This is a genomic window from Colwellia sp. KU-HH00111, from assembly GCF_040362745.1.
Lineage (GTDB): Bacteria > Pseudomonadota > Gammaproteobacteria > Enterobacterales > Alteromonadaceae > Colwellia.
On the sequence record NZ_BAABWO010000001.1, the window covers coordinates 675,280 to 697,565 of the forward strand.

A 22,286-nucleotide genomic window follows, 5' to 3' on the forward strand; every position below is an offset into this window, starting at 1 on the left:
TTTTGCCCCATTAGCGAGGCAGAAATTAACTATTTAAAATGGAAAGATTAGATGTCACATTCATTAAGTAAAGTAAAAGTTGCAATCATCGGCTTAGGTTATGTTGGTTTACCGTTAGCGGTAGAGTTTGGTAAGAAATACCCAACCTTAGGTTTTGATGTAAACACCAAACGCGTAGCTGAATTACAACAAGGGCATGACTTTACTTTAGAAGTGTCAGCAGAAGAGTTAGCTGATTCTGCTTATATTTCATACTCTTGTGATATTGATGATTTAAAAAGCAGTAATATTTATATTGTTACCGTGCCGACACCTATTGATGAACATAAACAGCCAGATTTAACGCCACTAGTTAAAGCAAGCCAAATGCTAGCCAAGGTGATTAGCAAAGGCGATATTGTTATTTATGAATCCACCGTTTATCCCGGTGCAACGCAAGAAGTGTGTATTCCTGAAATTGAAAAAAATTCAGGTTTGGTTTTCAATAAAGACTTTTATGCTGGTTATTCTCCTGAGCGTATCAACCCAGGCGATAAAGAACATCGGGTCACTAATATTTTAAAAGTAACGTCAGGGTCAACCCCTAAAATTGCTGAGTTTATTGATAGCTTATACCGGTCAATTATTATTGCAGGCACCTATAAAGCCTCAAGTATTCAGGTAGCCGAAGCAGCCAAAGTGATTGAAAACACACAACGTGATTTAAACATTGCTTTGATCAACGAATTAGCAGTTATTTTTAATAAACTCAACATAGATACCGAAGAGGTATTAAAAGCTGCAGGCACCAAGTGGAACTTTTTGCCTTTCCGCCCAGGCTTAGTTGGTGGTCACTGTATTGGAGTAGATCCTTATTATTTAACTCACAAGGCACAAGCGATTGGTTATAACCCTGAAGTTATTCTTGCTGGGCGCAGAATCAACGATGGTATGGGCGCTTACGTTGTCTCGCAATTAGTGAAAAAAATGATCAAAAGCAATATTGCTGTTAATGGTGCCAACGTATTAGTGATGGGGTTAACCTTCAAAGAAAACTGTCCTGATGTTCGCAACACTAAGATTGTCGATATCATCGCCGAACTCGCAGAATATGATACTGACGTTGATGTTTACGACCCTTGGGTTAATCCTGAAGAAGCAAAACATGAATATGGTATTGAGTTAATTAATCAGCCAAAACATGGCCATTATGACGCAGTGATTTTTGCAGTAGCACATAATGAATTTAAAGCACTGTCAAGTAGTGAAATTAAGGCATTAATGAAGTCAGAACATATTATTTATGACTTGAAATACATGCTAGACCCACAATTAGCAGATATTCGTTTGTAACAGATAACCCCAAACAACCGCAATTACAAAAGGTAATCACAGTGACACGTTTTCAAGAAGTAAAAGCACAACTAGTTGCATCACCGAAAAAATGGTTAGTTACTGGGTGTGCAGGGTTTATCGGCTCTAATTTAGTAGAAACCTTATTATTGTTAGATCAACAGGTGGTAGGTTTAGATAATTTTGCAACAGGCCATCAACATAACTTGGATGAAGTTCAAGGCCAAGTGTCTAAAAAGCAGTGGCAGAACTTTACCTTTATTGAAGGTGATATACGAAACAGTGATGATTGTAGCCAAGCCGTTGGTGATTCAGATAGCCCTGTTGACTACATCCTTCACCAAGCGGCATTAGGATCAGTACCGCGCTCTATTGCTGATCCCGTGTTGACTAATTCAGCTAATATTACTGGTTTTTTGAATATGTTGGTTGCTGCTAGAGATGCTAAAGTTTCAAGCTTTGTATATGCTGCCTCTAGCTCAACCTATGGCGATCATCCAGCGTTACCAAAAGTAGAGGATACTATTGGTAAGCCACTTTCACCATATGCGGTCACTAAATATGTAAATGAATTATACGCTGATGTATTTAATAGAACGTACGGTTTAAACACTACGGGTTTGCGTTACTTTAATGTTTTTGGTAAACGACAAGATCCCGATGGTGCTTATGCAGCCGTCATTCCCAAATGGGCAGCGGCAATGATTGAAAACCAAGACGTTTCGGTCAATGGCGATGGCGAAACTAGTCGCGATTTTTGCTTTATCGAAAACGCCGTACAAGCAAATATTTTAGCAGCAACCTCAGATGAAAACGGAAAAAATCAAGTTTATAATGTGGCATTAGGCGATCGAACCTCGTTAAATACACTATTTAATAGCTTAAAAAATGCGTTAAAAGAAAATGGCGTGAGTTATGATAAATCGCCTCAATACCGAGATTTCAGAGCAGGGGATGTACGTCATTCTCAAGCCGATATATCAAAAGCACGTACTATGATTGGCTTTGAACCTGAGTATAAAATTCAACAAGGTATTGATAAAGCGATGCCTTGGTATATAAAGTTTTTGTCCAAGTAGAGGGTGATTTATTCTGTAGTTCGTAATTCATTGCGCTATTTATATTGTCGGATTGAAATCCAACCTACATTGGGTTTTAACTGTAGGACGTAATGTATTTCGCGGTTAAATGTAGGGCGTAATTTATTGCGCCATGTCAGAATGAATTCTAACCTACCTTGTAGGGCGTATTCATTGCGCCGTTGATATTGTCGGATTGAAATCCAACCTACATTGGGTGTTAACTATAGGACGTAATGTATCTCATAGTTAAATGTAGGGCGTAATTTATTGCGCCATGTCAGAATGAATTTTAACCTACCTTGTAGGGCGTAATTCATTGCGCCGTTGATATTGCCAGATTGAAATCCAACCTACATTGGGTGTTAACTATAGGACGTAATTTATTGCACAGTTAAATGTAGGGCGTAATTTATTGCGCCATGTCAGAATGAATTCTAACCTACTTTGTAGGGCGCAATTCATTGCGCTGTTTTTATTGTCGGATTGAAATCCAACCTGTATTGGGTGTTAACTATAGGGCGTAATGTATTTCGCGGTTAAATGTAGGGCGTAATGTATTGCGCCATGTCAGAATTAATTCTAACCTACTTTGTAGGGCGTAATTCATTGCGCCGTTGATATTGCCAGATTGAAATCCAACCTACATATGACGGATTAACCCCCAAACTATATTAATTACTTAGGGAAACATGTGAAAAACAAGCAAACGCAAACAAACAATGAGCAAAGCCAAGTATCGCCAGATAACATAAACACCACAAGTAGTTCAGTTGATGGGGCAATATTACAGCAGCAACTGTTATTGGCACAAATGCATCAACAGCAAGCCGATGATGAAATTAACTTAGGTGAATTATGGCAAGCTATTTGGTCTGAAAAACTCAAAGTAATACTCATTAGTGCGCTATTTGCAATATTGTCTGTTGTGTATGCGCTTTCTCAACCTAATGTTTATAAAGCCTCTGCATTATTAGCGCCAGTATCAGCTGAAGGTGGGTCAAGTGGCTTATCTGCTTTAGCGGGGCAGTTTGGCGGTTTAGCCAGCATGGCTGGCATCAATTTAGGAGGAGGTCAAAGTGACAAAACTGATCTTGCCCTAGCCATATTAAAGTCTCGTTCGTTTATAGAGCGTTTTATTACCAAGCATGATTTGTTAGTGCCTATTATGGCTGTCGAGCGCTGGGACATGGCGACCGATACTTTAGCGTATGATCCCGAACTTTATGATCAAACAACGAATCAATGGATAAGAAAAGTTGAAGCGCCACAAAAACCTCAACCTTCGTTATGGGAAGCCTATGTTGCATTTTCTGATTTGCTTATGCTCACGCAAGATAAAAACACTGCTATGATAACGGTAGAGCTTGAGTATTACTCTCCAGCAATGGCACAACAATGGTTAACGTGGTTAATTGCCGATGTAAATGATTTTGTCCGTAACCAAGAGCAACAAGAAGCGCAAGACTCAATTGATTATTTAACTCAACAATTAGAGAATATACAGGTTTCATCAATGGAAACAGTGTTTTATCAACTCATTGAAGAACAAACAAAAAACATGATGCTTACTAAAGTGAAAGCTGAATATGTACTAAAAACCATAGACCCAGCCCAAGTACCAGAAGAAAAGTCTAAACCTAAACGCACTTTAATTGTGCTATTAGGGGCTATTTTAGGGGTTATTGTCGCCATAGTTATTGTGTTAATACGCTATTTTGCTAGAAAATAGCCATAGAGCTTAAATGTTAAACAAGGAATGTTTATGAAAAATCAACAAAACATACAACACCATGGCGCTATTAATGGTGTTACCGGCTCATGTCATCAACTTCATATTGACGGTAATAATTCACTATTAATTGATTGTGGACTCTTCCAAGGCGCCGAGCAAGGCGCAGCGTCGGTTGAAGGTTCGCTTGATGAACAACTCGCCATTGCATTTGATATTAGTACAGTACAAGCATTAATAGTTACCCACTGTCATATTGACCATGTTGGGCGTATCCCTTATTTATTAGCCGCAGGGTTTCGTGGGCCAATCTATGCTACTGAAGCGACCGCAGCGTTATTACCCCTGGTAATTGAAGATGCATTAAAGGTTGGGGTGACCCGAAATAAATCCATTATTGCAGCCTGCTTAAAGTTATTAAAAAGACAACTAGTACCGTTAGCGTATAAGCAATGGCAACCACTGACACTGGTTAACTCAAGCAAAGTAGCTAAAATAAAGTTTCAACAAGCAGGGCATATACTTGGTTCAGCCTATGTTGAAGTGGACTTAGGTGATATTGGTGATATAGGTGAATTAGGTAGTTTAGATACATCAGTTAAATTAAGTGCTGGCCAGCAAAGTAATAAACGTAATAAAAGTAACAAAATAACCGGTAAACATAGAGTCGTGTTTTCTGGAGATCTCGGAGCTCCCTACACACCACTGCTTAGCGCTCCAAAAAGTCCTTACCGAGCTGACACCCTAGTAATAGAATCAACATACGGCGACAAAAATCACCAACAACGTAAAGACCGTACTAAACACTTGCAACAGATCATTGAAACAGCCGTAAGTGATAACGGAGTAGTACTTATCCCGGCATTTAGCATTGGTAGAACACAAGAGCTATTGTATGAGCTTGAACAAATTATTTATCAAAGCAAAGGTAAATCAGGGCAATCAGCAGTTTGGGATAATATTGATATTATTGTCGACTCGCCCATGGCCGCAAAGTTTACCAAGCAATATCGACAATTCAAAACAATGTGGGACAACGAAGCTAAGCGCGTACTTAACACCGGACGCCACCCACTAAATTTTGAACAGTTATATACCGTAGACAGTCACCAAGAACACCTCAATACCCTAGAGTATCTAGTAAAAAGCAGAGACTTTGCTAAAGGCAAGCCCGCCATAGTGATAGCGGCTAGCGGTATGTGTAGTGGTGGCAGAATTGTTAACTATTTAAAGCGGTTTATCACAGACCTTACTGCAGATGTGTTATTTGTTGGTTATCAAGCACATGGTACTTTAGGTAGAGATATTCAAAAATATGGCACAAAAGCCAAAGGACAAGGCTATGTTTACATTGACGGTCAACGCTACAACATAAAAGCAAAAATTCATACCATCAGTGGTTATTCGGCCCACGCAGACCAGCGCGGCCTTGTTAACTTTGTTAAACGTATGCGACATCAGCCCGCTTATATCAAAATCGTCCATGGTGATGCTGCTGCCAAACGCGCGTTAGCTGAAAAATATAAACAGCTATTACCTAGTGCCAAAATAGATATTCCGTCACTGTAATCTGTAAATTTTTAACGCAATGGCATATTTCTATGGTTAATTATGCTGTAATAAAGTAAAAACTCTAGTATAATAAGCGCTGCAAAATGATCAGAGTACTAACTCAACAAATTGCACAATAAATTGTTATAACGTTAACAGAACTTTTTTTGAAAAAACATCAAAAATGTTTGATTACAATTTGATACAAGTTCGATTACAAATAACAACAAGCTTATGTTGGAACATCGCTATTCTTTATTAGTAAAATAAAGCATCAGCATCTCATCAGTATCAGGTAAAAATTACCCTGTATGAGTTAAAATAGCTAACAGGAACGTTACGGAACACAACATGTATATATTAGCGATAGCATTAACCACTTTTTGCTTTGCATTTTTGGCGATAAAATTCTTTAACCCTATTGCCATTGAAGTCGGCTTAGTTGACAAGCCCAATGAACGAAAACAGCATTCGGGTCATATTCCTTTAATTGGCGGTATTTCTATTTTTCTTGCCGTGCTTGCTGCCAGCCTATTATGGTTACCAAACACCCTAGAATTGCGCATGTACCTGATAGCCTCAGCCATGATGGTGTTTATTGGTGTGCTAGATGACAAGTTTGATTTACGCGTGCGCATTCGACTTGTTGGCCAACTTATCGTTGCCAGCTTGATGATTTATGGTGTTGGTGGCTATGTTAGTAATTTAGGCAATTTATTTAACCTGGGCGATGTCTCCCTTGGGCCATTAGGCATACTCTTTACCTATATTGCAATTGTTGTAGTCATCAATGCCTATAATATGATTGACGGTATAGATGGCTTAATTGGTTGCCTTAGTATAAATACATTCACCGCCATTGCCGTTTTGTTTATATTGAGCGGCCAAACAGATTATGTAAGTTACCCCCTTATTATAGCAACAGCGATCATGCCGTATTTATTATTCAACTTAAACGTATTTGATAAAGTTTTGAATAAAGAGACTAAAAAAATATTTATGGGTGATGCTGGCAGCATGTTTGTTGGCCTAAGTGTTATTTGGTTATTAACTATGGGTACACAGGGCGAGCAAGCCTCTTTTAGACCAGTAACCGCATTATGGATTTGTGCCATCCCCTTAATGGACATGCTAGCCATAGTTACCAGACGTTATAGAAATGGCAAGTCGCCATTTAAACCTGACCGAGATCACCTACATCATATACTGCAACGATTGGGCTTTAGCGCTCAACAAACGCTAGTGATTATTTCAGTTGTGGCAGTAGCACTTTCTACAATAGGTGTTGCAGGTGAGTATTTTAATATTGTAGAATCGACGATGTTACTCGGTTTTTTAGTTTTCTTTGTTATTTATGTTTTTATAATAAAAAAGATAACTAAATAACAGTATTATGTACGGTTAATGCCTTATATATTGGGCAATGCAGGTAATGTATTAGCTTAAAAAAAGGTATGATTAAGTAAAAGTACTCCAAAGTGTTTATTGGTTAATATTTCAACAAACCGGGAGTAAATTGCTCTAGTCGAGGTATATGTAAGAAATAATTAACTTTTATGTTGATTAATGAAAAGTATCAAGTTAATATCTTTTTGAAACAAGTAGGTTGTAGGTGATGATTGTTCGCGTTTACGTACTGTTAGTTAGTTACGTAAAGTTTAGTTTGAAGCAGAAGTTACCGACAGGGTATTGTTTTCAGGTTTTAACTATGAAATAGAGTGTTTCTACGGTAGATGTTATTTATCAATAATAAACGTGATGATAAATATTGTTTATCCGTAAAGCATGATAATGTTGTAAACCGAAAAACTCGATAAATGTACTCATATACTAAAATATGAAGTATTTAAATAATATTTAAGTGATAGGAACACTATAATGGTTAATAAAACTCAATTTTATAAAACAAAAGTAGCACTCGCTGTAGTACTAAGCTTAGGCTTAGCTGCATGTGGTGACTCAGACGGTGATGTGAGTACTGCTACTTCTCAAAATACAGCTGATGCGTCACAGCCAACAGAAGTGAATCAACAAGCTACTGGTTCAATTCAAGGTACTGTATTAGATACTAACGGTCACCCGATTGTGGGCGCAACTGTTACTACATCAGGTATGACAGCAACTACTGATGCTTCTGGTTCTTACTTGTTCGACGATGTAAAAGTGACTGATGTTGCTGGTGCTGATGCTAGTACTGCACACGCTCCTTTTGTTATTGTTGTACAAGCACCTAGCGGATATGCTTCAACAGCTACAGTTGAAGTGCGTCCTAATGCTCAAGTTGATGCAGCTAACCAAAATACTGTGGGTACACCACTAACAACCTTTATTGATGGTTTCTTGGCACAAGCAGATACTGCTATTATGCCTAAGAAAGATTCAGTAATCGAAGGTTGGATTCGTAACGTAGATACAGGTGAAGCAACAGAAGGTGCTTTCCTTAGTATTGACTATACTGGTTTATCTACTACAGTGATTGCACCAACAAACGGTAATACAACCCTTTCAGGTGATTTACAAACTACAACAACTAATGCTGACGGTTACTACCGTTTTGAAAATGCATACAATGATGCAGTTTATCAAATAGCTATCCAAGACCATAATTTTGTTGGTGCAGCAACTTCATCTGATGCAAATGCTGATGTAGTAGCTGATGAGGCTTATGTTCAAGCTCTAGCAACTACCTCTAAAACCATTACGACTGCTAATGTTGTTAAAGCTGGTTCAACTCCAGTAGTTAAAATTAATGGTGTTGCTACAACTAATTTCATTCTTGTTAACGGTGTAATTACAAGTGCTAATGGTGCTGATTTGTTAACGGGTGGTGAAACTGTATCTGTAAGTTATACTTACGTAGTTACTACTACTACTACTACTTCTCCTTCAGGAACTCAATACGGTTCAACTCCTGCGACTACTGGTGAAGGCGTAGAAATCAATATGGGTACTCAAACAGTACGCATGATTACTTCAGCTGACACAATTAACCCTTACGTTTCTAATGTGACCGGTTGGATTAAGTCTTCTGCTGGTGGTTACGGTATTCTAAATGAAGGCGTAGATAAAACGTTCACCGTTTGGTTTAGTGAACCAGTTAATTCTACTACATTCAATGTAGCTGATTTGTTAGTAACTGATAGTTCTTCAAATATTCTTGCTACAGAAGCTGTTGATGGTGTTGTACTTGCTGCTGATGGACGTAGCGTAACGATTAACTTAGCAGAAGCTCAAGATCCGGGCACTAAAATTTCTATCTTTATGCCTTGGCAAGATGCAACTGACGTTGCGGGTAACTTCTTTAGCACTACAGCTAACGATTCAATGGATATCGATTTTGATAGTCGCCAAAATGCAACTTCAGGTAAAGCATCTTTCTTACGTGTTAACTTATGTGTGTTCTTACCTGCTGTAATTAATCCTACTGGATTTAGTGCAGAACAACATTTCGATCACACAGTTGGTTCAGATGCAGGTTCTACTGACTTAGCTAATTACAGTAATGCATTCTTAGATGATCAAACTACAACTAGTGATACAGATGTTCGTCAGTTAAATGGTGATGCAACAGATACCGATGCATTCCTAACTGCATTAGGTACGTTGGTTTCTGGTGGTGCAATCACTGTAGATAGTGATCACGCTGCAGTTAATGTTGCACTTGGTGAAGCTTCTGGTTATACATTTGCCGGTAGTGGTGGCACAGTAACAACTAAACGTGTTTACTTCGATGGTGTTGAACATGGTGATGCAGTTAAATTTACCTTCTTAAACGATTTATCTCTAGCTGCAGGTACTGCAACTGTTACTTTAGTTGACCAAGTTAAACCAACAACTATTTTACAAGAAAACTATGAGTTATATGGCGAAACTGGTTATGGAAATCGTATAGTTACTTCTGCTTCTGTACCTACATTAGGTGCTGGTGGTGAAGTTACTGAAGTTGGTGTTGAAGCTACTACAGGTAACCCAATTATATATGTACAACCACGTCACATTACTCCTGTGAACACAACTACAAATGTTGCAATCCGAGGTGAAGAGTGGGATGACCTTGTTGCAGATATGCCTTCTCGTAGAGGTACTGGTGAAACTGGTAACTTACAAACTGTTACTGACGGTGCTACACCAAACCCAATTTACGATGCTACTGCTTTTGCTGCATGGACACCTCGTGCTAACTCTTTAGGTTTTGCTTTCTCTGAAGATGTTGCAATGACAGCTTCTGCTAACGTGATTTTCTCTGGTGATAGTAGCCTGATTGATACCTACACAGCGGTTGCTAACGTAACTAATAATATCGACAATGCTGCTAACTTAGTTGGTAAAAATGACTTAGTACGTGCTGAAGTAAGTGATTACTTAGCATTAGCTAACGAAAACCATAACGAAACAGTAAGTTTCTCTGGCGATGTTGAAGATTTAGCTGGTAATGTTGCAGATGATAATTCACGAGCAACTGTTGTACTACGCGATGCATTCCCTCCTATGGCAACTAACGTTACTTGGGAAGGTACTACAATTAAAATGGTATTCAATGAACCTGTTGCTCCGGTAACTGGTACAATTATTACTGTTGATGATTTAGATATCACTCCTAATGCAGCTGCAGCTTCAATTACACTTAATTCAACATTTGCTGCTCCAACAGCTGGTGCTTACACATTATCTGCTGACGGTAAAACGTTAACGGTTTCTGTTACAGGTACAGCTATTAATGCACTAATGGAAGATGGTGACTCAAATGAGTTCCTATACGAAGAAGACGGTGATACTAACGAAGAAGAGAAACATGCTTCAATCGCGTGGGATAACCTTAACGATGCTAATGGCAACAATTGGTTAACTTTCGATAATGATACTGATGTTGCACTAGCACGTCACGAAGTTAATGCTCCACGTTTCATGATGTATGACAATGTTGGTACATTTACAGTAGGTTACTCATTCTTTAACTTAGTTGCTGCAGACACTAACTTTAATATCTCAGTAACTTTCACACATCCAATTGATACAACAGATGGCAACTTGTTTGATGTAGCTGCCGATGGTGATAACGATGGTACTTACTTTGAAGATGGTGCTACAGATATCAACAACGTATTCTGTTTAGATATTAATGGTGATACAGGTGTTGGTGTAGATACAGTTTTCTGTACTGGGGATGATACTAATGCTGGTGATGATATCCAATTTGCTGCTGGTACAACTGCTGCATTAAGTGGTGACAAACAACGTATTGACATCGTTATGCCAAATGGTACTAACTTAGCTGGTGCGGTTACTCTAGGTACTTCAGTACTTCGTGCTAACCCAACAGTTGACAGTGCAATCACTGGTCAAACTCGTACAATTACTGAAACTATCAATAACTAATATTTAGTTAAGATAAATTATAAAGGAGACTTCGGTCTCCTTTTTTGTTTCTGAATATATATGTTTTTTAAATATTGAAGATAGGAAAACCGTTATGATTAAGTGTATGTGTATGTGTTTAGCGTTAATATTATTGTTAACATTACAGGTACAAGCTGAAACCAGTGAAGAGTTTAAAACGGTAATGTTAGCGGCAGCAAAAGGAGATGAAAGACAACAATATAATTTAGCTCACTTCTATGCAAATGGGGTTGGTGTAGAGAAAAGCATACCGAAAGCAATATATTGGTATGATATTGCCGCTAAAGCTAAGGACGCAGGCGTTCGATACAAAATAGGACTGTTATATGAGTTAGGTACCGTATTAGAGCAAGATTTAATAAAGTCATTTGGGCATTATTTATATTCAGCACAAAATGGTGACCCGTTTGGACAAACCAATTTAGCACTCATGTATTTTTATGGTAAAGGCACAGAAAAAGATATTGAACAGGGAATATATTGGGCAGAGAAAGCAGCTACTAAAGGTTTTGTTAATGCGCAATTAAATTTGGCAATGCTGTATAGTTCAAAAAAAATGGGAGTGAAAAACAAAGATAAAGCAATTTATTGGTATAAAAAGGCTGTTGCTTTAAATAATGATGTTGCACAATATGAATTAGCACGTATATATTTACATGAAAAATCTTATGATAAGTCAATAGAGTTGTTCGAGTTATCAATGGAGAATGATAATACCAATGCTATGATACTTCTTGCCATGATGTTTGATAAAGCGCTTGGTGTTAAGAAAGATACTAGTAAGGCTGTTGAGTTGTTAAATACTGCAAATAATTTGGGAAATAAGAAAGCGGGAGTATTATTACAGTCTTTAAAAAAATGAAATAATAGTAGTCAATAAACTATCAATTAATAGTTTTTCTTAGTAATTTTTTGTAACATACTAGTGTAAAATATGTACTTTAGGTAAGGTATTATGTTACAAGTTTATTTAATTTTAATTTTGGAATATCAATGAAAAAAATACTAATCCCTTTGTGTATTATCTTAGCCGTGTATATTGGTTATGATACCTTTTCTAATAAAAACTCAAGTGAAACCACTATATCAAAAACTGACCAGCCTAAAGAAAAAATAAAGGTGTACCCTTTCGAGCCCGAAATAGAGTTACCGAATGTAGATACAAATCCTTTGTTAGGCGATTATTCAGCAGAAGTAAAGAACGATAAGTTGACAGCGTCATTGACATTATCCTTGATGGAAGGTAATAAAATTAGCCATTCAAGATCAATAAACAGATCGGGAGTGATAACAGAAGGTGAAGTAACGGGTGAATATATAATTAAAGGAAACTTGCTAAATTTCACATTTCCTGAAATGAGAGATAAAGAAGTCTTTCCTATGGAAATGTTGATTTTAACCATTGCTAAAGATAATAGTATATCAAGTGGGCAAGTTAAGTTTACTAAATTGTAATTCGAGTATAATAAATTGCCCCCTATATTCCCCGCTTAATGTAGGGTGGACTTTAGTCCGACAATGTGTTTGCAAAGTGCTTAAGAAACGCGATTAAAGCCCCCCTACGGATAATATGGTTACTCGGTAATACATCGGTAATTGAGCTATACTTTCTGTATATATAAGATATGATCACAACCTGATTGAATAAAAAAATAATGTCACTTGCTTCAATGTTAGAAATAAGCGAGTATTGATGTAAAGATAATAGAAGGAATTTGTATGAAAAATATAATAAAGTGTTCACTGGCGGTATTAGTATGGCAATTAGCGGGTTGTGGCTCGACCTCTAATGAAACCTCCACTACCTATAAAAGTAGTATCTATAATGACCCTGCTGCGGCTGATAGTAAGGTAGTTCAAGGCATAGGCATTGAATCTCAAGATATTCTCGCAATGACTGACTATATCATGTCATCGATAGTTTCGGAAAATCGAATTATTAACAGAAAGAACGCGGCGCGAGTGGTGCTTGATAGTAAGTATTTTATTAACGAATCTTCGTCAAGGATCAATAAGAATATATTGACAGATCGCCTACGCATTCAACTCAATGAAAAAGCTGGCGACAAATTAGTGTTTGTTGGCAGAGAATATATTTCAATGATTGAAAAAGAAAGAGCCTTGAAACGCTCTGGTACAACAGATGCTGGTACTATCCGCACCACTAATGCAACGGCAGGTGCTGACTTTAGGCTAACGGGTAGAATATCATCGCTTGATTCAGTTAATGCTAATACTCAGCTTACTTCTAGGTACCACCAAATTGTGTTTGAATTATACGACCTAGAGTTAGGCACTGTGGCTTGGAATGGTATGTATGAATTCAAGAAAACAGCTCAAGATAATGTCCTTTATAGGTAAATTATCACTTTTAGTCGTTTTTTTTGTTATACCATTTTGCCCAGTTTTGGCCAAAGAACAAGCTCAAAGAAATAGTCAATTCTTAGAAAATAGGCCTGTAGAGTACCAAAAGTTATATAAAAAATATTTAAGACAAGGTGAGCATAATGCCGTTTTAAATTTAATGGAAATTGGTACTCAAGCGTTGAAAGATGAAAACTTGAACGAGGCAGCTTATGCATTTGACAATGCACTTAAACGCATTGAGATGGTTTTTGCAGACAATGAAGCGGCATTAAAAGCTAGATCACTTTGGTATGGTGAGCAAGAAAAAGACTTTAAGGGTGAACCCTATGAACGGGTAATGGCTTATTATTATCGAGGTCTTGTGTATTTGATGCAAGGTGACTATGAAAATGCCCGAGCAACGTTTCAAAGTGGCATTTTGCAGGATGCTTTTGCTGAAGAGCAGCAGTTTAGGGCGGACTTCTCTACACTGATATTATTGGTCGGATGGAGTGCTGCGATGATGAATTCTGAGCATTTAATGACTGATGCATACCGAGAATTAAAAGCGATTAACGCTAACGTAACCTTACCTGAAAAACATCATAATGTTATATTTATTGCTGAAACAGGAAAATCACCACGCAAACTAAGAGATGGTGTTGGCCATTACGATTTAGTCTTTAGAAGAGGAAAAAAATTCAAGGATAAATCAGCCAAAATGACCCTGACCGAAAAAGAAATACCTCTGATGTTAACTGATGACTTATACGTTCAAGCAACTACTCGTGGCGGTAGGGCAGTAGATAGAATAATTAAAGGTAAGGTGTTATTTAAAGAGGGGGCAGAGGCCGTAGGTGAAACTTTAGCGACCGTAGGTAACACGGTTGTTCAATTATCTTCTATCGACAATAATAATTCCGGAGCTGGTATAGGCGCCGCACTTACACTTGTTGGTGTTGGTGCAAAAATATTTTCAAAAAATGTGAATGCAAAAGCAGATAATCGGTATTGGAAATCCTTACCCAATAAAATATTGATGTCCACTGCATATGTAGAAAATTTAGATAATTTAAAAGATATCTCGGTTCATTATTTAGATAAATATGATAATGAACTACCTTCAATAGATTCCGTAACCATAGTAAAGATAAACGACAAAAACGCTATTGTTTGGAGTAAAGCAAACTAGCAATTTATATGTATAGAGAAGTAAGAGCATATTTAAAAGGAGGCTCAAATGAAAATTTTAACTTTATGTGGCAGTATCGCATTAACCATGATGTGTAATACAACGTTGGCCCAAGATCACAGTGCGTCTAAAATGTTGGTTACGGATAAATCGCCAAAAAAAATTGCGCAAGCAAGGAAAAAAATATCATCGGAATTTTTAAACGCTTATAAGCAAGAGGGCGAACCTAAAATAGCTATTTTTTGGAACAAAAAATTTGATGATCAGCTCAGCCAATGGAATGCAACCAACCGTATTTCAAAAACGGGTGAAACCAATACTGATATAAAAGAAAAATTTGAACCCAATAGTTCAAATGATGGTTATGTACGAAATACATCAGGCGGAAGTAGAATTGTAGAAGCTAAATATATCGAAGAAAAGATAGTGGCAAAAAACAGGGAAGGTTTTGGTGAGCTAAATGATTTCAGTTTTGGCGGTGGCTTTGTACAATCTATGTTAGAGTCAGGTGTTTATCTAATTGATCGTGACGCTATTATGAGGCTTATGCAGCGAGACTCTGCAAAATCTTCAGGTGCTGAAATGATCTCAGATGCTAAGAAAATTGAGACAGACGCACTGTTAGGCTATGCGGATTTACTTGCTGAAATTGTTTTTTCAAAAGAATTTTCGGCATCCTCACCTATGAATAGAGAATTTTTAGTCACCGTAAAAGAGATTTCTACGGGTCGATTAATTACTATGTTTAGATCAAGCGCTATCCCCACAAATGTGAATAAATTTAAAGCAAATGGCTCTGGTGGATATGACGAAATCAATGTCAGTTTAAAAGACGGTAATTTTAGGCCTGAACGTGCAGGAGAGCAACTTGCTTATGAATTAATGCAGAAATTGCTGCAAGTTTGGTAATTATTCTCTATGGACATTGATGGCTACGAAAAAATTGCTGATTTGGGTAAAGGTGGTATGGCGTTCGTCTATAAGTCACGCCATAAAGATCTAGACAGAGTCGTTGCTTTAAAGGTTATGGATAAGAAATTCAATTTCGATGTTTCATTTACCCAACGATTCCAACGAGAAGCAAAAATATCGGCTAAATTAGCCCATAAGCATATTGTACAAATTTATGATGTTGGGGTGTTTAATGGTAGTAACTACTTGTCTATGGAGTACGTGCCTGGTGGCGATTTAAGTGACCTGTTAGAGCAAAACAAACGACTGGCCGAAGGCACTATTGTTGAATGTATTAAACAAATGGCGTCAGCGTTAGATTTTGCAGCTAGCAAACATGTGGTACATAGGGATGTTAAGCCTGCCAATATTTTAATCCGAGGCGACAATGATTTTGTACTAGCAGATTTTGGTATTGCTAAAAATGATGATACTTCTTCAAACCTAACTGAAGTAGGCTCCATTATTGGCACCCCCAGTTATATGAGTCCAGAGCAAAGCAAGGGACAAGCCCTAGACCATCGTTCAGATTTATACAGTTTAGGCGTGGTATTTTACCAATTGTTATGTAACAAAGTACCTTATGAAGGTGACTCAGCATTATCTGTGGGTATTAAACACATTAATGCGCCTATTCCACCGTTAATCCCACAGTACCAAAAATATCAGCATATTATCGACAAGCTAATGGCGAAATCTCCCTCAGACAGATTTCAGTCGGGAACAGAGTTAATTAGTGCGCTTAATTTACTTAACGATAATACTGAAATAGATGCACCAACTTTGATAGTTTCACCTCAATCGTCAATTACCACTGAGGTGGGTGGCTTATCATCAAAAAAAATAAGTCGTAAAACCTATGCTAGCGTATTTAGTGTGCTTGTTGTTATGGTTGTAACTTTAGCTTATTACGTGTTTATGTCCGATACCACTAAGCCGGCAGCATCAACGGATTCAAAGGAGGTTCCAACACTTAAGGCAAAACCTGTTTTGGCATCAACACAGCAAGAGCAAGTTTCAGCACCATCTATAAAGTCGTCGCATTTAGCACCACAATTTAATGCATCATATTCCGTGAGCAATATAGAAGCGTTAAAGAAATTAGTAAGAAAACTCAATGCTGATATGGTTTTTGTCCCCGCTGGAGAATACTCTATGGGGGCAAGTCAGGCGGGACTAACTGATGCACGGCCTATTCATCAGGTATCAATCAATGCGTTCCAGCTTTCTAAATTCCCTGTATCTGAGGCTGATTATGCTTTGTTCTTAGCTGCCATAGGAAAAAATCCAAACAGTGATAGTGATAAACCACTTACCAATATCTCTTGGGATGGAGCAATTGATATGATAAATACTATTAATGCTACTATGGGTGAAAATTTTAGATTACCGTCTGAGTCTGAATGGGAATATGCTGCAAGCTATGGAAATAAATACTTATATCCATGGGGCAAGTATATTGGCAGAAATAATGCCGTTTGTAAGGGGTGTGGCAGCAAGTGGGATAATCGCTCAGCGGTTAATGTGAGTAGTTTTGCTCCGAATAAACTTGGTTTATATAGTATGAACGGTAATGTTTGGGAGTGGGTACAAGATTGTTATATTGATAATTATGAGTCTGGCCCTAATGATAACCAGCCCCGAGATTATCCTGAGTGTGAAAGGCGTGTTATTAGAGGAGGAGCTTGGAATTCATCAAAAGAGCAAATCTCTAGTCGCTATAGAAATGCATCATTGGCGAGCTACAGCTCTGATGTGATGGGTTTTCGTCTGGCAAAATAGCGCTCAGATGCTTACAAACCTTATGTAGGGCGTAATTCATTGCGCGTTTTATATTGTCGGATTGAAATCCAACCTACATTGTTTTTTAACTGTAGGACGTAATATATTTCGCAGTTAAATGTAGGGCGTAATTTATTGCGCGTCTTATATTGTCAGATTGAAATCCAACCTACATTGTTTTTTAAAGTAGGGCGTAATTTATTGCGCGTTTTATATTGTCGGATTGAAATCCAACCTACATTTGGTTTTAACTGTAGAACGTAATTCATTGTGCATATTACCACCCATGAAGATCAGTTAATAACACCCATCGAGATCAGCCAATAACACGCAAGCAGATCAGTCAATAACATCCATGGAGATCACTTTTTAGTGAAAATGTTATTGTGCGATCCCCATGCATGTTATTGTTCATTTTCTAGTCTGTAGGTATTTTTAACCGTTACTCTGTCATTTTTAACAGTGACGAGAGTAACCATGTCAACGACACCTATAACAATGAAAAAATTAAAAGATATACTCCGACTCAAATACGGACAGAAGCTTACCCATCGACAAATCGCTAGCAGTTTATCAATTTCTCCCTCAGTAGTTTCTCGCTACGCCAGTCGGGCCGCGCAAATGGGCATAACCCGTTGGCCGCTTGAAGCAAGGTGGGATGATGTTACGCTCAAAAATACCTTCCTTCAAACCCGAGCACCGTTAAAGAAACACAGTTTACCTGATTGGCAGAAAGTTCAGGACGAGCTTAAAGGCAGTAAATTGGTAACCCTGCAATTATTGTGGGAAGAATATGTTGATACAAATCCGGCAGGTTATTACAGCTATAACCACTATTGCCGGATGTACCGGCAATGGTGCACAACCTTGCGTTTATCTATGCGCCAAACTCACTACGCTGGTGAAAAGCTGTTTGTCGATTATTGTGGCCCAACGGTGGCGATTGTTAATCCTGATACCGGTGAGTATCGTACTGCACAAATTTTTGTTGCAGTGCTAGGTGCTAGCAATTATACCTATGCAGAGGCAACTTGGTCGCAGCAACTTGAAGACTGGATAATGAGCCATGTGCGTTGTTTTGATTTTCTTGGTGGCGTGCCTGAAATAATAATACCAGATAACTTAAAAAGCGGCGTGCATAAAACGTGTCGCTATGAGCCAGACTTAAACCCTACCTACCATCAACTTTCCCAGCATTACGATACCGCAGTAATCCCAGCACGTCCTTACAAGCCAAAAGATAAATCCAAAGCCGAGGTTGGCGTGCAAATCGTCGAACGCTGGATAATGGGCAGAATTCGCAAAGAAACTTTCTTCAGCTTAAAACAACTCAACCAGCGTATTGCCGAACTGCTTACTTGGATGAACCAAAAAGTGATGCAGCAATATAATGAATCGAGACTGTCATTGTTTCAGCGGTTAGACCGACCAGCATTAAAATCACTGCCAGAAGACACTTACCAATTCACTTTCGTGAAAAAGGTGCGGGTTAATATCGATTATCACGTCGAGATTGAAAAGCATTACTATTCGGTGCATTACACTCTGGTGAAAAAGCAGTTGGAGGCACATGTTAGTGGCCAGCTTGTTTGTCTCAAGCATGAAGGAAATACGGTGGCCACACACCCGCGCTCGTATCAGGCTGGGCGGCATAGTACGCAAGAAGAGCATATGCCCAAAGCCCATCAAAAACAGCAATGGTCAGCAGAGCGCTTTGAACATTGGGCAAAAAGCATTGGCCCTAATACCTTACAACTCATTGGAGAATATCTGTCCAGTCGCAAGCATCCAGAGCAGGCTTACCGTGTATGCCTTGGTGTGCTGAACTTGTCGTCAAAATACAACAAAGAACGTTTGGAAAATGCCTGCCAACGCGCTTTAGTTACTGGTGCGAAGCGTCTAAAAAACATCAGCAACATATTAAAGAAAGGGTTAGATAAAGCCCCAATACCAGAGCAACAGTCTGACTTATTATCATCGATCGAACATCAAAATATCCGTGGCAACGGTTACTATCATTAAGGAGAAATCATGCAAGAATTAACGTTACAGTTAAACCAACTTAAGCTTGCCGGTGTACGTGATGCACTTGAGCAACAACGCGCACAAGCAAACACCTATGCCGAGCTCAGTTTCACTGAGCGGCTGCAATTATTACTTGCATATGAACTCACCCAACGAGAGCAGCGGCGAATTGAACGGTTAACACGACAAGCTAGATTTCGCTTGCGAGCTGAGCTATGTGATCTCACTTATAAAGCCAACAGAAACCTGGATAAAGCTCAGGTTAGAGCATTAAGCCAAAATGATTGGCTCCATCACTCACACAACCTGGTTATCACTGGTGCTACCGGTTGCGGTAAAACTTACTTGGCTTGTGCGCTAGGCACTGAGCATTGTCGACAAGGGAAAACAGTATACTACTTGAGACTAAAAGAGCTGCTTGAGCAGATGTACTTGGCACAAGCTGAAGGAAGTTACCGAAAACTGATAACCAAGCTTATCAAAGCAGATTTGCTCATCATCGACGATTGGGGATTAGAGCCACTTAACACCAGTCAACGTAGTGATTTACTTGAATTGATTGATGGGCGATATGATCATCACTCCACTCTGATTGTTAGTCAATTACCTATTGCCAGTTGGTATGAAATGATCGGTGAATCAACACATGCTGATGCCATTCTAGATCGACTTGTTCATCGTTCAATCAAAATTGAATTACAGGGGGAATCGATGAGAAAAATGACAAATTCATTGACTCATGGAGATCAAAAAAAGTAGATTAAAAGAGGTTCTACAGATTAGAGCGATAGCGATCTCCATGGAGGTTATTAAGCGATCTTTCTCATGTTAATACGCACATTGCGCGTTTTATATTGTCGGATTGAAATCCAACCTACACTTGGTTTTAACTGTAGAACGTAATTCATTGCGCCATGTCAGAATGAATTCTAACCTACCTTGTAGGGCGTAATTTATTGCGCTATTTACATAACCCTTAAAGCATAATTTGGCGTAATTTTAGTTGCTTGTATTGCTGGATGAATACCGAACAATATACCCACAATAATTGAAAACACAGGTCCTATGATTATGGTGTAAAATGATATATCAACTGGCCAACTAACAAACATTTCAATTAACAATGCCAGAGATATTCCACCAATAACTCCTGATAGCGAGCCTACAATAGTAATCAATAATGAGTAGGCTAAAAATAGCGTTATTATTCTCTCATTTGTTGCACCAACCGCAATTCTTAAGCCGATTTCTCTCGTTTGCTCTGCCACATGGGCTAACATAACATTCATGATACCAATGCCTCCCACTAATAAGGATAGGCCAGCAATGGCACTCATAATTAGCGTGAAGACTTCTTGCTCTTTCTTCGATTTTTCAAGTAATTGCGCAGGTACAACTACATCAAAATCAATGACCCCTTGATGAGATATTGCGAGTATATCACTGACTTTAGAACTGATTGTTTCTAAGTGAGACAATTGTTCTGATTCAAAATTTAAGGTAATTCCTGATAATTGAGATAAGCTATTAGAGAGCCGAGAAATTGGCAATATAATCGAATGATTAAAATCTATAGCAGAGAGTGTCGTTCCTTCAGTTAATAACTGGGGTTTGTTGTCTAGCTTTCCTATTACAGAGCAACTGCCATTTTCCCAATAGATTGATTCACCTAATTTGAACGCTTGATTACGGTTAAAAATATTAGCGCCAATATTACAAAAAGCACTTCTATTGTGGTTGTCGACATCATTGAGCAGCCGACCTTTTGCTGATGCAAGCGATTCTGCTTCAGCCCAATCGACATTAGCGTAAATAATATCTACTAACTTGGTAGCACCACTAATTACGATTGGGACAGATTCTACCTTAAAAAAAGCACCAATTTTCGCAGTTTTTAATACAACTTGAAGACTATTAATATCATTTAATGTTAACCCCACAGCTTTGTTTACCGCGTAACTGTTGGATTTAACCAATTCATTTAGCTTGTTTTCTACCCTGACGGTGGTGATACCCATAGACATTATTTGTCTTAGCGCCTCCTTTTTAGCTCCCTCTCCAATAGCTATCATACTGACTAGGGCAATGGTTCCTATCGCTATACCTAAGGCGCTTAGTAGCGTGCGAACTTTTCTATACATTAAACATTGCCATGCATCATGAATGTCAATTTTTAAATATTTAACGTTCACAAATTGATTTTCCTTTGTCACTCAGCACTAAGGTGGTATCTGCCCATTGTATTGCTTCCTTGTCGTGGCTTACAAGTATGACAGAGCGGCCTATTTTTACCTGCTCGGATAAAAGTGATAATAAATTGTTTGAGTTTTCTTCATCAAGACTTGCCGTTGGCTCGTCAGCAAAAATCACATTGGGTTTGAGAAGCATCGCTCTTGCAAATGCCATGCGCTGCTGCTCACCACCTGACAATAATGCAGGTGATTTATGTAAATGAGTTTCTAGACCTACGTTAGCTAACAATTCGGTAGCATCGGCTCTGAGTTGTTCTATTGATTGTTCGGCGTATGATCCAGCCAGTAATACATTCTCAAGTACGGATTTATAAGGAAGATAAAATGGACTTTGAAAAATAAAACCAAACTCACTATTTCGCAATGTCGCTAATGTTTCTGCGCGCATCTCCACTAATGAGCGCCCTAAGTATTTCACCTCTCCATCATCTGGTGACTCTAACCCGCATAATATAGAGAGTAAAGTCGATTTACCTGCGCCAGAGGGGCCAACCAATGCCGTTATTTCAGCAGTATTGACAGAGAATGATATGTCTGAAATGACCTGGTGTATGCTACTACCAACAACAAAACGCTTACTCAAATTATTTACTTCAAACATCAAGCTTGATGTGCTGGTGGTGTTGCATGAATCCATTGATTTTACC

The 22,286-nt window shown here is 38.4% G+C and carries 16 protein-coding genes; 14 read left to right on the forward strand and 2 right to left on the reverse strand.

The window, feature by feature from the left end:
• Positions 1 to 51: 51 nt before the first annotated feature.
• The 14 genes from tviB to istB all read left to right on the forward strand — a co-directional run bounded on the left by tviB (position 52) and on the right by istB (position 20,146).
• Positions 52 to 1,332 carry a Vi polysaccharide biosynthesis UDP-N-acetylglucosamine C-6 dehydrogenase TviB gene (tviB, locus tag ABXG98_RS02970; protein WP_353537188.1) on the forward strand — a complete coding sequence of 427 codons (1,281 nt, stop codon included), beginning with the start codon at positions 52 to 54 and terminating at the stop codon, positions 1,330 to 1,332.
• 41 nt (positions 1,333 to 1,373) lie between these two features.
• Positions 1,374 to 2,411: an SDR family oxidoreductase gene (locus tag ABXG98_RS02975; protein ID WP_353537189.1), complete on the forward strand. Its 1,038-nt coding sequence runs from the start codon at positions 1,374 to 1,376 to the stop codon at positions 2,409 to 2,411.
• A gap of 694 nt (positions 2,412 to 3,105) precedes the next feature.
• Positions 3,106 to 4,143: a Wzz/FepE/Etk N-terminal domain-containing protein gene (locus ABXG98_RS02980; protein ID WP_353537190.1), complete on the forward strand. Its 1,038-nt coding sequence runs from the start codon at positions 3,106 to 3,108 to the stop codon at positions 4,141 to 4,143.
• 33 nt (positions 4,144 to 4,176) lie between these two features.
• Complete coding sequence (locus ABXG98_RS02985) at positions 4,177 to 5,712, forward strand: MBL fold metallo-hydrolase RNA specificity domain-containing protein (protein WP_353537191.1); 1,536 nt, start codon at positions 4,177 to 4,179, stop codon at positions 5,710 to 5,712.
• A gap of 333 nt (positions 5,713 to 6,045) precedes the next feature.
• Positions 6,046 to 7,080, forward strand: coding sequence for a UDP-N-acetylglucosamine--undecaprenyl-phosphate N-acetylglucosaminephosphotransferase (gene wecA, locus ABXG98_RS02990; RefSeq protein WP_353537192.1), 1,035 nt, complete (start codon positions 6,046 to 6,048; stop codon positions 7,078 to 7,080).
• A gap of 492 nt (positions 7,081 to 7,572) precedes the next feature.
• Positions 7,573 to 11,070 carry a carboxypeptidase-like regulatory domain-containing protein gene (locus tag ABXG98_RS02995; RefSeq protein WP_353537193.1) on the forward strand — a complete coding sequence of 1,166 codons (3,498 nt, stop codon included), beginning with the start codon at positions 7,573 to 7,575 and terminating at the stop codon, positions 11,068 to 11,070.
• 94 nt (positions 11,071 to 11,164) lie between these two features.
• Entirely contained in the window at positions 11,165 to 11,953 is a 789-nt protein-coding gene (locus ABXG98_RS03000; protein ID WP_353537194.1) for a tetratricopeptide repeat protein, read from the forward strand.
• Positions 11,954 to 12,084: 131 nt separating this feature from the next.
• The gene (locus tag ABXG98_RS03005; RefSeq protein WP_353537195.1) at positions 12,085 to 12,546 is read left to right on the forward strand and encodes a hypothetical protein; all 462 of its coding nucleotides are present in this window, start codon (positions 12,085 to 12,087) and stop codon (positions 12,544 to 12,546) included.
• 264 nt (positions 12,547 to 12,810) lie between these two features.
• Positions 12,811 to 13,452, forward strand: a complete 642-nt coding sequence (locus tag ABXG98_RS03010; RefSeq protein ID WP_353537196.1) for an LpoB-related protein — start codon at positions 12,811 to 12,813, stop codon at positions 13,450 to 13,452.
• Entirely contained in the window at positions 13,409 to 14,629 is a 1,221-nt protein-coding gene (locus ABXG98_RS03015) for a COG3014 family protein (RefSeq protein WP_353537197.1), read from the forward strand. Before ABXG98_RS03010 ends, ABXG98_RS03015 begins: the two co-directional genes overlap by 44 nt.
• Positions 14,630 to 14,677: 48 nt before the next feature.
• Positions 14,678 to 15,538 carry a hypothetical protein gene (locus ABXG98_RS03020; RefSeq protein WP_353537198.1) on the forward strand — a complete coding sequence of 287 codons (861 nt, stop codon included), beginning with the start codon at positions 14,678 to 14,680 and terminating at the stop codon, positions 15,536 to 15,538.
• 9 nt (positions 15,539 to 15,547) lie between these two features.
• Positions 15,548 to 17,362: a bifunctional serine/threonine-protein kinase/formylglycine-generating enzyme family protein gene (locus ABXG98_RS03025; RefSeq protein WP_353537199.1), complete on the forward strand. Its 1,815-nt coding sequence runs from the start codon at positions 15,548 to 15,550 to the stop codon at positions 17,360 to 17,362.
• Between the two features lie 477 nt (positions 17,363 to 17,839).
• The gene (gene istA / locus ABXG98_RS03030) at positions 17,840 to 19,384 is read left to right on the forward strand and encodes an IS21 family transposase (protein WP_353537200.1); all 1,545 of its coding nucleotides are present in this window, start codon (positions 17,840 to 17,842) and stop codon (positions 19,382 to 19,384) included.
• A 6-nt stretch (positions 19,385 to 19,390) separates the two neighbouring features.
• On the forward strand, positions 19,391 to 20,146 hold the full coding sequence (gene istB, locus ABXG98_RS03035; protein WP_502901532.1) for an IS21-like element helper ATPase IstB: 756 nt from the start codon (positions 19,391 to 19,393) through the stop codon (positions 20,144 to 20,146).
• A gap of 206 nt (positions 20,147 to 20,352) precedes the next feature.
• On the opposite strand, the gene ABXG98_RS03040 is transcribed toward istB, so the two are convergent.
• Both ABXG98_RS03040 and ABXG98_RS03045 read right to left on the reverse strand, forming a co-directional pair.
• Entirely contained in the window at positions 20,353 to 21,579 is a 1,227-nt protein-coding gene (locus ABXG98_RS03040; RefSeq protein WP_353537202.1) for an ABC transporter permease, read from the reverse strand.
• Positions 21,569 to 22,276: an ABC transporter ATP-binding protein gene (locus ABXG98_RS03045; RefSeq protein ID WP_353537203.1), complete on the reverse strand. Its 708-nt coding sequence runs from the start codon at positions 22,274 to 22,276 to the stop codon at positions 21,569 to 21,571. Before ABXG98_RS03045 ends, ABXG98_RS03040 begins: the two co-directional genes overlap by 11 nt.
• Between the last annotated feature and the right edge of the window lie 10 nt (positions 22,277 to 22,286).

What these genes read in the sequence shown, in the direction of transcription:
- wecA (WP_353537192.1), top strand. Translation starts at nt 6,046, where the DNA reads ATGTATATATTAGCGATAGCATTAACCACTTTTTGCTTTGCATTTTTG.
- ABXG98_RS03005 (WP_353537195.1), top strand. Translation starts at nt 12,085, where the DNA reads ATGAAAAAAATACTAATCCCTTTGTGTATTATCTTAGCCGTGTATATT.
- ABXG98_RS02985 (WP_353537191.1), top strand. Translation starts at nt 4,177, where the DNA reads ATGAAAAATCAACAAAACATACAACACCATGGCGCTATTAATGGTGTT.
- istA (WP_353537200.1), top strand. Translation starts at nt 17,840, where the DNA reads ATGTCAACGACACCTATAACAATGAAAAAATTAAAAGATATACTCCGA.
- ABXG98_RS03010 (WP_353537196.1), top strand. Translation starts at nt 12,811, where the DNA reads ATGAAAAATATAATAAAGTGTTCACTGGCGGTATTAGTATGGCAATTA.
- ABXG98_RS03020 (WP_353537198.1), top strand. Translation starts at nt 14,678, where the DNA reads ATGAAAATTTTAACTTTATGTGGCAGTATCGCATTAACCATGATGTGT.
- ABXG98_RS03000 (WP_353537194.1), top strand. Translation starts at nt 11,165, where the DNA reads ATGATTAAGTGTATGTGTATGTGTTTAGCGTTAATATTATTGTTAACA.
- ABXG98_RS03015 (WP_353537197.1), top strand. Translation starts at nt 13,409, where the DNA reads ATGAATTCAAGAAAACAGCTCAAGATAATGTCCTTTATAGGTAAATTA.
- tviB (WP_353537188.1), top strand. Translation starts at nt 52, where the DNA reads ATGTCACATTCATTAAGTAAAGTAAAAGTTGCAATCATCGGCTTAGGT.
- ABXG98_RS03045 (WP_353537203.1), bottom strand. Translation starts at nt 22,276, where the DNA reads ATGGATTCATGCAACACCACCAGCACATCAAGCTTGATGTTTGAAGTA.
- ABXG98_RS02995 (WP_353537193.1), top strand. Translation starts at nt 7,573, where the DNA reads ATGGTTAATAAAACTCAATTTTATAAAACAAAAGTAGCACTCGCTGTA.
- ABXG98_RS03025 (WP_353537199.1), top strand. Translation starts at nt 15,548, where the DNA reads ATGGACATTGATGGCTACGAAAAAATTGCTGATTTGGGTAAAGGTGGT.